Origin of the sequence: Thalassotalea sp. SU-HH00458 (assembly GCF_040362795.1) — a bacterium.
Taxonomy (GTDB): domain Bacteria; phylum Pseudomonadota; class Gammaproteobacteria; order Enterobacterales; family Alteromonadaceae; genus Thalassotalea_H; species Thalassotalea_H castellviae.
This window is the reverse complement of record NZ_BAABWW010000001.1, coordinates 318,295-330,666: the sequence shown is the minus strand read 5'-3', so window position 1 is coordinate 330,666 and position 12,372 is coordinate 318,295. Positions and strand designations below refer to the sequence as shown.

Annotated in this window: 13 protein-coding genes and 1 pseudogene; 5 read left to right on the top strand and 9 right to left on the bottom strand. The window is 38.3% G+C overall.

Going from position 1 to position 12,372, the window contains the following annotated elements:
- Positions 1 to 20: 20 nt before the first annotated feature.
- The 5 genes and pseudogenes from ABXH06_RS01505 (at position 21) to eda (ending at position 5,616) form a co-directional block, all read left to right on the top strand.
- Positions 21 to 2,229 (top strand): annotated as a pseudogene (locus tag ABXH06_RS01505) (heparinase II/III domain-containing protein).
- Between the two features lie 10 nt (positions 2,230 to 2,239).
- Entirely contained in the window at positions 2,240 to 2,638 is a 399-nt protein-coding gene (locus ABXH06_RS01500) for a cupin domain-containing protein (RefSeq protein ID WP_432280211.1), read from the top strand.
- A complete protein-coding gene (locus tag ABXH06_RS01495) occupies positions 2,638 to 3,933 on the top strand; it encodes an MFS transporter (RefSeq protein ID WP_353517048.1) in 1,296 nt (431 codons plus the stop codon). The genes ABXH06_RS01500 and ABXH06_RS01495 overlap by 1 nt, the downstream gene beginning before the upstream one ends.
- A gap of 68 nt (positions 3,934 to 4,001) precedes the next feature.
- Positions 4,002 to 4,940: a sugar kinase gene (locus tag ABXH06_RS01490; protein ID WP_353517047.1), complete on the top strand. Its 939-nt coding sequence runs from the start codon at positions 4,002 to 4,004 to the stop codon at positions 4,938 to 4,940.
- Between the two features lie 55 nt (positions 4,941 to 4,995).
- Positions 4,996 to 5,616, top strand: coding sequence for a bifunctional 4-hydroxy-2-oxoglutarate aldolase/2-dehydro-3-deoxy-phosphogluconate aldolase (eda, locus tag ABXH06_RS01485; protein ID WP_311578145.1), 621 nt, complete (start codon positions 4,996 to 4,998; stop codon positions 5,614 to 5,616).
- Between the two features lie 121 nt (positions 5,617 to 5,737).
- Here the strand turns inward: eda and ABXH06_RS01480 are convergent, their stop codons facing one another.
- The 9 genes from ABXH06_RS01480 to ABXH06_RS01440 all read right to left on the bottom strand — a co-directional run bounded on the left by ABXH06_RS01480 (position 5,738) and on the right by ABXH06_RS01440 (position 12,278).
- Positions 5,738 to 5,956, bottom strand: a complete 219-nt coding sequence (locus ABXH06_RS01480) for a DnrP protein (RefSeq protein WP_353517046.1) — start codon at positions 5,954 to 5,956, stop codon at positions 5,738 to 5,740.
- Position 5,957: 1 nt separating this feature from the next.
- Positions 5,958 to 7,802 carry a nitric oxide reductase activation protein NorD gene (locus ABXH06_RS01475; RefSeq protein ID WP_353517045.1) on the bottom strand — a complete coding sequence of 615 codons (1,845 nt, stop codon included), beginning with the start codon at positions 7,800 to 7,802 and terminating at the stop codon, positions 5,958 to 5,960.
- Positions 7,803 to 7,905: 103 nt separating this feature from the next.
- Positions 7,906 to 8,184, bottom strand: a complete 279-nt coding sequence (locus tag ABXH06_RS01470; RefSeq protein WP_353517044.1) for a hypothetical protein — start codon at positions 8,182 to 8,184, stop codon at positions 7,906 to 7,908.
- Between the two features lie 78 nt (positions 8,185 to 8,262).
- The gene (locus ABXH06_RS01465; RefSeq protein WP_311578135.1) at positions 8,263 to 9,648 is read right to left on the bottom strand and encodes a cbb3-type cytochrome c oxidase subunit I; all 1,386 of its coding nucleotides are present in this window, start codon (positions 9,646 to 9,648) and stop codon (positions 8,263 to 8,265) included.
- A 5-nt stretch (positions 9,649 to 9,653) separates the two neighbouring features.
- Positions 9,654 to 10,100 carry a c-type cytochrome gene (locus tag ABXH06_RS01460; RefSeq protein WP_303448891.1) on the bottom strand — a complete coding sequence of 149 codons (447 nt, stop codon included), beginning with the start codon at positions 10,098 to 10,100 and terminating at the stop codon, positions 9,654 to 9,656.
- Between the two features lie 134 nt (positions 10,101 to 10,234).
- The gene (locus ABXH06_RS01455) at positions 10,235 to 10,585 is read right to left on the bottom strand and encodes a hypothetical protein (protein WP_353517043.1); all 351 of its coding nucleotides are present in this window, start codon (positions 10,583 to 10,585) and stop codon (positions 10,235 to 10,237) included.
- 21 nt (positions 10,586 to 10,606) lie between these two features.
- Positions 10,607 to 10,858 (bottom strand): cytochrome C oxidase subunit IV family protein, encoded by a 252-nt coding sequence (locus ABXH06_RS01450; protein ID WP_353517042.1) that lies wholly within the window; start codon positions 10,856 to 10,858, stop codon positions 10,607 to 10,609.
- Between the two features lie 30 nt (positions 10,859 to 10,888).
- Entirely contained in the window at positions 10,889 to 11,470 is a 582-nt protein-coding gene (locus tag ABXH06_RS01445) for a cytochrome c oxidase subunit 3 family protein (protein ID WP_311578130.1), read from the bottom strand.
- Positions 11,463 to 12,278 carry a CbbQ/NirQ/NorQ/GpvN family protein gene (locus ABXH06_RS01440; protein ID WP_353517041.1) on the bottom strand — a complete coding sequence of 272 codons (816 nt, stop codon included), beginning with the start codon at positions 12,276 to 12,278 and terminating at the stop codon, positions 11,463 to 11,465. The genes ABXH06_RS01445 and ABXH06_RS01440 overlap by 8 nt, the downstream gene beginning before the upstream one ends.
- Positions 12,279 to 12,372: the final 94 nt, after the last annotated feature.

The window sequence follows — 12,372 nt, the reverse complement described above, 5'->3', positions numbered from 1 at the left end:
TATTGGCTTTTTTCAAAAAAATGAAGATTCATTTGGCGCTTGCTGTCGTGGTTTGTTGGTCTGCACTATTTAGCATAAATAGTGTGGCGAGCGATACGCCCAATCTTGTGATCAGTCATACTGATGTACCTGCAATGAAAAAAGCCTTATCCTCGAAAGGACGCTTTACTGAGGCTTTTGAACAAGTTAAAGCTAAGGTCGATTCTCAGATAGCGCAAGCTATTAATATTCCGGTACCAAAAGATTCAGGTGGCGGTTTTACGCATGAGAGACATAAGAAAAACTATCGCTTGATGTATGATGCGAGCATTGTATATCAATTAACGCAAAACAAACGTTATGCCGACTATGTGCGTGACATGCTACTTAGTTATGCCGAGTTATATCCTACCTTGCCTTTGCATCCGAAAAGAAAAAAAGGCAAAACAAATCCAGGCAAACTATTTTGGCAAAGCTTAAATGAAGCCGTTTGGTTAGTGTATACCAGCCAAGCATACGACATGATTTTAGCGTCATTAACTCATGCCGATAAAAAGAAAATTGAAACGGGCCTTTTTCGCCCAATCGTTAAGTTCTTATCTGTTGATTCGCCAAAAACATTTAATAAAATCCATAATCATGGCACATGGTTAACTGCCGCCGTCGGTATGACTGGCTATGTTTTAGGAGAGCTTGAATGGGTTGAACAAGCGCTTTATGGTTTAGATAAATCTGGAAAAGGTGGCTTTTTAAGACAGTTAGATGAATTATTCTCACCTGAAGGTTATTACAATGAAGGGCCTTATTATCAGCGTTATGCTTTAATGCCTTTTGTTACCTTTGCCAAAGCGATCGAAAACAATCAACCAGAGCGAAAAATATTTGCTTACCGTAATGGCATTATTTTAAAAGCTATTGATACCACAATTCAGCTGAGCTACAACAAATTGTTCTTCCCAATTAACGATGCGATCAAAAGCAAAGGCATTGATACCATTGAGTTAGTGCATGGGGTAACTATCGCTTACGGTTTCACCCAAGATACTGATTTACTTGATATTGCTAAGCAACAAGAGCAAGTCATTTTAACGGGAGATGGTCTGAAAGTCGCACAAGCATTAGATGATAATTTAGCAACACCTTATCCATTTAAGTCCAAGGCGTTTGGCGATGGTGCCGATGGTAAACAAGGCGCTTTGGTGATCATGCGGCAAAAATCTCATGACAAGCAAGCATTGTTATTTAAGCCGGCAGCACAAGGATTGGGGCATGGTCATTTTGACAAATTAACCTGGCAATTTTATGACAAAGGTAATGAGATTGTTTCTGATTATGGCGCTGCACGCTTTTTAAATGTCGAAGCAAAATCGGGTGGAGGTTATCTACCTGAAAACAAAACGTTTGCTAAACAAACCGTTGCGCATAATACCGTCGTAGTAGACGAAACTAGTCACTTTAAAGGTAAGGTGAAAACAGGCAATAAGCATCATCCAGAATTATTATTTTTTGCTAACAATAACCAAGGATCAATTAGTTCAGCTCAAATTGATACGGCTTATAAAGATGTTTCATTAACAAGAACTATGGCATTAGTGAAACTGCCTGAAATTCATAAGCCTCTTGTTATTGATATTTTTGCAGTAAACAGTAGTGAAAAAGCGCATCAATTCGACTTACCTTTACATTATCAAGGTCAATTAATTGAAACCAATTTTCAATTAAATGCTCAAACGCAATCTTTATCTGCGTTAGGCAGTAAAAATGGCTATCAACATTTATGGCTAACGGCAAAAAGTCTCCCTGAAAAAGGGTTAGCGAAAATTACGTGGTTAAATGAAAATGGCAAGTTCTATACCCAAACCTCGCTAGTTGACGGTGAAACTGAAGCGTTATTTACCCGAATAGGCGCCAATGATCCTAATTTTAATTTACGCAATGAATCAGGGTTTATCTATCGTAAAAAATTCGGCGAAGCAACACCGCTTTATTAGTGTGTTAGAACCTCATGGTCAATATAACCCAGCGAAAGAATTTACTTTAGCGGCTAAATCAAGCATTTCGTCACTCACTCATCAGATCCTTGGTGACATTGAGTTGATTGAAATAGGGGTTAGCAATGGGCAAAGTTATTTGTTTGCCTTTAATCGTCAGTTAGCAAATAAAACGAAAAATACATTTACATATCAAGATAACAATTTTAGTTTCAATGGCCAATTTAAGCTGTTCAAACTTAGCAATAAAGAGAAGTGAGGAATTAATTATGAGTCGTAGCGAACACTTTTTAAGTGGTGAAGAAACTGAAATCGAAGATATTGGTGGTGGTTTAAAACGTCAAATGTTAGGTTTTAATCATGAACTAATGGCGGTGAAAATTTGGTTTGAAAAAGGCGCTATTGGTTATAATCATGCCCATAGACACTCACAAGTGACTTATGTCATTGAAGGGGAGTTTCACTTTAATATTGATGGTGTGACGAAAATCATGAAAGCAGGGGACAGCTGTTTAATTCCTCCTTGGGCTGATCACGGTGCTACTTGTCCAACCGGTGGTATTTTAATTGATACGTTCAGTCCACCTCGTGCCGATTTCCTTCCTGAAGGGACTTTCGATAATATTGATATAGATGAACTTAATCGCAAACCTGAGGGGATAGAATAATGCAATTAAAAGGCTTACGTTGGTGGGTGATTGCATTAATCGCTTTGGCCACGGTAATTAATTATATAGATCGTCAAGCACTAAGTGTGCTTTGGCCTGATATCGTAGAAGATCTTTTTCCTGATGAAACGGCATTAGAGCGTAAACAAATCTATGCCAATATCACGGTTGTTTTTATTTTTTCTTATGCGTTTGGTCAAGCTATTTTCGGGAAGATTTTTGACTGGGTTGGCACTCGAATCGGTTTCGTTTTATCGATCGGTGTTTGGTCTATAGCTACTGCGTTACATGCATTTGCACAAGGTATGCTAAGTTTTAGCATTTTCAGAGCGATATTAGGTGTCGCTGAAGCAGGTAACTGGCCTGGCGCTACAAAAAGTAACGCGGAATGGTTCCCTTCAAGAGAACGCGCTTTAGCACAAGGTATTTTTAATTCTGGCGCGGCAATTGGTGGTATTATTTCAATCCCGCTTATCGCCTACATGACGGTGTTTTTTAGCTGGCAAATGATCTTTGTTGTTATTGGTTTAATTGGTCTTTTATGGTTGATCCCATGGTTAATTTTAGTGAAAGCGCCACCTAAATCACATCCTTGGATCACCGCAGAAGAACGTGAATATATTCTTACTGGTCAACGCAGTTCAGAAAATGCACCTTTGTGTGATGAAGAAGAATACAGTCCATCAACGGGTGAATTACTTTCTCGTAAACAAAGTTGGGGGGTTATTATCGCCTCTGCAGCCATTGACCCTATTTGGTGGCTATTTGTTGCGTGGACTCCAATCTACTTGAACGAAGTTTACGGTATGGACGTTAAATCAATTGGCCTTTACGGTTGGGTCCCTTATGTTGGCGCAATGTTTGGTGCTTGGTTTGGTGGGCTTCTTGCTCAAAACCGCATTAAATCGGGTTGGACTGTGGATAAAACACGTAAACTAACGATTAGCTTAGGTTGTTTAATTATGCTTCCTGCGTTATTAGCTATGGCAAACCCAGGTGGACCAACAACAGCAGTATTGATTATGGCGGTTATTCTGTTTGGTTTCCAAACCTCAATTGGTAACGTACAAACTTTGCCAAGTGATCTTTACGGTAAAAAAGCCGTAGGGACGTTAGCTGGTTTTTCTGGCATGGCGGCAAAACTTGCGGTAGTTGGTTTAACCTCATTAGTGCCAATTTTAACGGCAGACGGTAATTATACCACCGTATTTGCGATTGGTGCATCGTTAGCAGTGATAGCTATGCTGGCGGTTTGGGTACTGATCCCAAAAATCGCGCCATTACAAAAACTATAATAGTTGATGGCTTTTAGCCATCAACCCTATTTAATTAAAATTTAAATAAAGTGAATAAGGCTCTGTAAATGAAAAACATTTTTCTCTTTGGTGAATGTATGATTGAGTTGATGACCGCGTCAAATGACGCGACATCCAATTTGTTAAAACAATCATTTGCTGGAGATGTTTTTAATACCGCTGTGTATCTTAAGCGCACTTTCCCACACGTGAAAGTACGTTTAGTAACTGCCGTAGGAAAAGATAATTTTAGTCTCGATATGATCAAATATTTTGAAAGTGAAAATATTGATACTGATTTAGTGTTTCAATCAGAGTCTAAAATTCCAGGGTTATATTCTATTCAATTAGATGATCAAGGTGAGCGTAGCTTTACTTATTGGCGCGAAAATTCTGCGGCGAGAACAGTGATGGATTTTATCGACGAGTCGGCAACGGACATTCTAACTACTGGCGATATGTTTTTCTTTAGTGGCATTTCTTTAGCGGTAATACAACCTGAAGCGCGAGCGAGTTTTTGGCAAAAATTAGTACAACTTAAAACTGCTGGGGTAAAAATTGTATTTGATCCTAACTATCGTGCTCGAATGTGGAAAGACAAAGAAGAAACTATTCAAGCTTATGAACAAGCGTTTAAGTTAGCGGATATCGCATTACCTGGCGTTGAAGATTTTGACAGCTTATACGGTATTAACAGTGTTGAAGGCGTGATTGATTTTTGCCAATCGTACGGGATCTCAGAATTAGTGGTGAAAAATGGGCCGGCATCTGTGATCACAATATTAGATGGTGAAAAAGAGTTACACCAAGTGACGCCAGTGAAAACTGTTGTTGATACAACATCTGCAGGCGACTCATTTAATGGGGTCTACTTAGGAGCTCGTCTAGCTGATGCTTCAATTGCGGAGTCTGTTGATAAAGCCTCTAAGGCTGCGGGCTTTGTTATTCAACACAAAGGGGCGATTGCTCCAAAAGCATTATTTAATGACTTTGTTCAGCAACTTTAAGATGATTTCTTGATTATCTTATCTAAATTATTGATAAAAATTTACAGGTATTTATATGAAATCATTTAAAGAATTAATGGCATCACAAGTCTTGCTACCAATTGTGCAAGCAGATACACCAGAGCAAGGTATTGCCATTACCGAGGCTATGGTTAAAGCCGGTTTGCATTTAATTGAAGTAGTATTACGTACGGAAGCTTCTTTAGAGGCTCTAAAAGCAATTAAACAAGCCTTTCCATCACTAATTGTTGGTGCTGGTACCATTACATCTAAAAAGATTTTACAAGGGGCTAAGGAAGCTGGTGCTGACTTTATTATTACCCCAGCGATTTCAGCAAATTTATTAGCAGAATTAACTGAATGTGGTTTACCGGTACTACCGGGGGTTTCGAATACTTCAGATATTTTATTGGCGAATGAGTTTGGTTTTAATGAATTAAAACTATTTCCAGCCTCATTATCTGGCGGTGCACCCTTTATAGGCGCAATGTCTTCGATATTTCCAGATACGAGTTTTTGTCCAACGGGCGGAGTTAATCAGGAAAATAAGGAAGATTACCTTAAGTTAGGTAATTGTTTTGCCATTGGAGGTAGCTGGGTTGCACCGAAAAGCTGGGTAGAAAATGGCCAGTGGGATAAAATTACCGACGCGTGTAAATTAGCCAATCAAAGTTAAAATCATACAAGATAGATATTCACGAAAAACCGTCTGTTTAGGCGGTTTTTTTATACTTGGTTTTAACGGGCGTGATGTATTCTCGCTTGTTTTACGTCTTATATATTTTTCAGGAATAAAGTTATCTGGGTAAATAAAAGATCATCACTAAACAAAAAATAACTACAAACCAGAATAAAGGGAGAAAACGTTTTTTTCTGGCGCTGGTACTATTGGGAGTTTCTTTACTTAGCGGCATGCCACAGTTAATACAGTTTCCATATTCTTTTGATGTCTCTTGCTGAACGTCAAGACGGTTTATCGACTGGCAAAACAAGCAAGTAACCATTTTATTTGACATATTAATGACTCGTTAATTGATGATATAGCTGAGGCAAACGCAAAGGCAGCTGCGAAGGTTTTAAAATAACGGTAAAGCCATCACTACCAAACAAATAAGGTAGGTAGTCTTGTGCTTCTACATCAATGGTTATACAAAATGGCTTGATACCGAGTTTTATTGCTTCTTTAACCGCCTGACGTGTATCTTCAATACCAAACCTGCCTTCATAATAATCAATATCATTGGGCTTACCGTCAGTTAAAATCAATAATAGTTTTTGACTGTTTTGTTGTTCGTGAATCACCTGAGTGGCTTGACGAATTGCAGCCCCCATGCGGGTGTAAAAACCAGGTCGGATCGCTTGAACTCGGCCACGAATGTCATCATTGTATGTTTCATTAAAGTTTTTTAATAAACTAAATCTTACATGGCTTCTTTTTACTGAAGAAAAACCATACATAGCAAAATTATCTCCGACACTGTTTAATGCTTCAGCAAATAACATCATCGAATCTTTAACGACGTCTATGACCCGGTTTTCATTATCAAGGTATGCATCGGTAGACATGGATAAATCGGCTAACAACAAGGTCGATATATCGCGATTATTGCCAAGAAAACTTTGATAGAGTCCTTTTTCTTGAGTGGCAGATATTTGCTTTTCAACATGAAAATCTAACCAGGCATTTAAATCTAATTCTTCACCTTGGGCTTGTCCTTTCAACCAATAACGTAGATTACGCATCTGTTCAAACTGACTTTGAATGATTTTTGCTGATTTTTGCAATTTTATTGGCAGTTTTTGTGGCATGGCACCTTTTGGGAGCATAGGTTGGAGCAAACAACGATCCGCTTCGAGTTGCTGTTTTTTATAATGCCACTCTGGCAAGGAAATGCCATCCCCTATGGGAAAGTCATCTTCTGATGCGGAAGGGAGGTCAAGATCAATTTTTATCGAAGCACTTTTTTGGTTTTGTTGTTGAGATAATGAAATTTGGTCAAGATCTTCTGCAACGCTCTGATACTGTTCATCTTCTTCTTCGGTATCGTCAGTCCCTCTGTCTAATTTTGAAAACTCACTCCATGAAAACATGCTTTCTAAACGAAAAATCATCATGCCATCTCGATTTTCTGGTGAGTCAATGCGCTCAGCCTTTTTTCTACTAGCCGCACTCTTAGCTAATGGTTTCGTTTTTTCTTTCCCTTGCGCTAAATCATCTTTCTCTTGGTACTCAGGTAAAAGTTGAGGATCAACATGCGCCGACGGGTATAGCCACAAATGGACCGCTTGCGGGGCAAAATTAACGATCGGAAAATGACTGACTGAACCTGGAGATAATATCGCCTCAATGATAGACTTTTCCATGGCTTGTTCATTGTCTGGGAGGTTGCCAAAAACTGGTCGTATATCAACCGTCGCTTGTGCTAATCGTTGATAACGCGGTTTCATGGCCGGATATTTTTTGAGTACCTTCACAACTAAACGTTGATTATCATTAGCCCAATGCTGAAATTTTCCATGATGATTAGCAGCAAGAACCGCTAACCATATATAAAGGTCATAATTTAATTCAGTGGAGGGAAATACGGCTAAAGATTCAGGTAATCGAAGGCTATCTTCGTCTTGCCATGCCAAACTAATTTGTTTGTTTTCACCTGATATTTTTTGAAGAATAGTGCGTCTGACAAGATAATCACGAGGTGTTGCGGCTTCCACACGTTTAATATGTTCACCGCCAAGTGCGCGATAAACCATACCGATAGATTTACTGACTTGTGAAAAATTAACTTTAGCATCAGCAAAACTTGTGCTTGCTTTACGCGTGATATATTTATGCCAAAGCTCGCCAACCCACTCTTCCATAAAAACCTGTTAATTAATCAGTAAAACATGTGATCACTGTAACAATAAGTAAAGAAGATTTATGTGATATACATCAATAGAGAGAGGATTTTAGCGGCAAAAATTATTTTTTTATTGTTAAATCTGGTAAGTCGCTATTGCCGATGGTGTGAAGTACTAACCCGACCATAAAAAAGAAAAAACTGGTGGCACCTAGACTGGCTCGCATCACTTTTTCTTCTGCATCAACCATCAATAAAAAAGCTGCGCATGCGATAGCAATTAAAATAGCAACATAGCTAATAAAAGTCGCTACTTTTTGTAACTTACGTTTCTTTGTCCGTTTTACGGGTAATTGATCATTCATTGTCTCGCCTTCTACAGTAAAATTTAAAGTAAGCATTGATATTCCATGGCTTAATGAAAAATTTAACTCAAACTCAACTGATGAGCTTGAGTTAAATTATAAGCGAACAATGATTTAAGCGGTTTTTTCTTTGACGAAGAAACTTCTAAAATATGCAAGTAACCCGATTAAGAAAAACACCCCTGCTATTTCACGTAACCAATAAAAAATAGACAGTTTGTCTTGTGTTGCCATAAAACTTAAAGCTTCACCTGTTTCTGGTAACCGTTGTAACCACACTTGTAATACCCCAGCACCGGTTAAGAACAGTGTGATGAAAACCATAGCGACAGTCATTAACCAAAAGCCCCACATTTCCCATACTTGTGCACGATTACAGTTGGCTTCGCCAATACCGCGAATCTTAGGCATTGCATACGAAATAATCGTCATGACTATCATGGCGTAAGCGCCGTAAAAAGCCATATGACCATGAGCTGCGGTAATTTGTGAACCATGTGTGTAATAGTTTACTGGTGCTAATGTGTGTAAGAAACCCCATACACCTGCGCCTAAAAATGCCATTACTGCCGTACCTAAAGCCCATAAAGTAGCGGCTTTATTCGGGTGTTCTCGACGACGACGATTCACCATGTTAAAGGCATATAGCACCATAGCAAAGAATGGTAATGGTTCTAACGCTGAGAAAATAGAGCCTACCCACTGCCAATACTCAGGAGTAGCTAACCAATAGAAGTGATGGCCTGTTCCTAAAATTCCGGTGATTAGTGCCATAGCGATAATGACATATAACCATTTTTCAATGACTTCGCGATCAACACCCGTCGTCTTGATTAAGATGAACGCTAATATTGCCCCCATGATTAATTCCCAAACGCCTTCAACCCATAAATGAACAACAAACCACCAGAAATATTTATCTAGGGCAATATTCGCCGGGTTATAGAAAGAGAATAAAAAGAAAACCGCTAGACCAACTAAACCAGTTAAAAGCACCATATTTATTACTGTTTTACGGCCTTTTAATATGGTCATACCTATATTAAATAAGAAGCCCAATGCAACAACAACAATACCTATTTTGGTAATGGTGGGTTGTTCTAAAAACTCACGTCCCATCGTTGGGAAATATTCATTGCCTGTGATATGCGCTAACGTTGAATAAGGCACTAATAAGTAACCTAATATAGTTAACACTCCAGCTGCCGCAAAAACCCAAAATAAGGCGATAGCCAGTTTAGGACTATGAAGTTCTGTTTCAGCTTCTTCAGGTATTAAATAATAAGCTGCGCCCATAAAGCCAAATAATAGCCAAACAATCAGTAGGTTAGTATGAACCATACGTGCAACGTTAAAAGGAATAGCGCCAGCTAAAAAGTCGCCAACAACATATTGTAACCCCATGATCAGACCAAACAAGATTTGACCTGCAAATAAGATTAGTGCGAATACAAAATAAGGTTTTGCAACGGCTTGAGATTGAAATTTTAAAGTACTCATCTTACTTACCCTTCATCATTTGGTGGCCAATCATTAACGTCCATTTCTGCTGTAAACTTCAGAAACTCAGCTAAATCATCAATTTGTTGATCATTTAAATGAAAATTAGGCATTTGGCGACGACCAGGAATATTGAGTGGTTGTGCGTTCATCCAACCTCTCATGAAGCTTTTGAAAGCATCAATATTTCCACCACCGCGGCGAATATAAACATTACCTAATTCAGGCGCGAAATAGGCACCTTCACCAATTAAAGAATGACAACCTACACAATTGTTGTCTTCCCATAACGCCTTACCCCGCGCTACAGACTCGGTAAGATTGACACGATTGTCTCTCTCTGGCATTTCTTTTGTTGTATGGAAAGTGAGGCTCAAAAATATTAAGAAGAAGAAGACACTTCCCCCATAGTAAATATTCCGAGCCATACCTTTCGTAAAGCTTTCTGACATGGTATTTCCCTTATTAATTAGTAATAAAAGCTGCTGAATAATAAACGTCAGTGAGAATATTTAACTTGATGGAAATCAAGTTTTTAGGGATGTATAAAATTATGTTAAGAAAAGTAGGATTTCATTATGCTACATCAATAAATGGGCAGTTTTTTTGCCATCGCACGAGAGATATTGAGCATTCCTAATAACACCAATAAAGCATGCATGGTGACAAAATAAACTAACATAACCATTACTGATGCTTCAAATGTATTACCACCGTATACAACAAGCACAGGAATTAACACCAGTAAGATACCGGCAAGAATTGAAAATTGGAGTGCTCGGTATAAGTGAATGCGATGCCAATCTTTTTGGTGCCTATTTTTGCTAAAAAGCCACAACAGCAACAAAAAAGATACCCCAGGTAATAATAATAAATTCGTCAAGTATAATGCTTGATAAATAGTCGCGGAATGTAAAGTGTTTTTTGTCTGTGACATAAACCATACTCCGTTTTTATACTAAATGAGATAAATTATTGAAATAATTAAGGGGATTAAAAAGGTATAACTTATCAACAATAATCGCCAAAAGGTAGGGGCCGCTTTTAATTCCATAAAAACATCGACAATTTGTTGACCTTTGATAAAAACTATTAACATGACTACGATGATAAATAACTGAATATTATCGATAAAATCACTCGCAAATACAGATATACATGTTAGGCATATTAAGCTTAACCAACTGAGAATAATTTGTTTTCGAGTCATAGTTGCTTGTCTCTGTTTGAGCTTTTTGTATTAGATAACGTAGATTAAAGGGAACAAAATAATCCATAATAAATCGACCATATGCCAATAACTTGCCCCCGCTTCGAAACCAGAAATATTGTCGCGATAAGCACCTTTGTAGGTTCTAATTGTGATATAGCTAAGAATAATCATACCTAAAATGACATGTAAAAAATGAAATGCAGTGATTAAAAAGTACAAAGTAAAAAATGTGTTGGTTTCTAGATTGATCCCTAGCCTAAAAAGCGATTGGTATTCCCACATTTTCACCACTAAGTATAAAACTGCGAATACAAGGGCTGTGATCAGCCATTTGACAGAAATCTTGCTATGACCTTGATGGACGGTGTTAAGGGCTAATGCAACAAAAAAACTACTGGTGATCAATGCTAGTGTATTTAACAGTCCCGCTATGGGGTGTAATTGCGCTTTTCCTTGATTGAACATGTCAGAATTTAATTGTTCAGTAACGGCAAAGCTAATGAAAAATATAGCAAAAACAGTTAATTCAGCTAAAATAAAAAACCACATGGCTAAATCGCCAGGTAGCTTTTTATCTTCATGCATTGTTAATGCTTGGGTGTTATTCATCAAAATATATACGGGCAACATCCATTAAGGCTTTAATCGTTTCAGGATCATCCGATAAAGGCTCTGCTAAACAACAGCGGCAAACATCCAGAGGATTCATCCCGCTAGACATCATTTTTGCTGCATAAATTAATAAACGTGTTGAAGCGACTTCGTCTAAATCATTTTGTTCTAAACGGCGCAATGCTTGAGCTAACTCAACCAATTTGAAAGCTAAATTGGGTGTGGCGCCAGCTTCTTTAATAAGAATTTCTTGTTCTAACTCCATTGTAGGATATTCAAAACGCAAGGCAACAAAGCGTTGACGAGTGCTAGGTTTCATCCCTTTTAATAAATTCTGATAACCAGGATTATAAGAAACTACTAACATAAAGTCCGGCGCTGCTTCTATAAGTTCCCCTGTTCGTTCTAACGGTAAAATACGACGATCATCAGCGAGAGGGTGCAATACCACCGTCGTATCTTTACGTGCTTCAACAACTTCATCTAAATAACAGATGCCGCCTTCACGTACCGCTTTAGTTAGCGGTCCATCTTGCCAATAAGTACCATCAGGACCAATCAAATGACGACCAACTAAATCAGCGGCAGTTAAATCATCGTGACATGAAACTGTATACAAGGGTTTTTGCAGCTTTTTAGCCATGTGAGTAACAAAACGCGTTTTCCCACAGCCGGTAGGCCCTTTAATTAATACTGGCAATTGGTGCTGATTTGCGTATTCAAACAGGGTAACTTCGTTACCTTGTGCTTGATAATATAACTCAGTTTTTAATTGAGTTGCTGCTTCTAAACTTACGGCGCTCATATGAACCTACTAAGAAATGACGTTATCTGAGGTAAAATTACTTGGTTCTGGGAATGGCTGCAAATTTGATTGATGCTTACTTGATACCGATCAA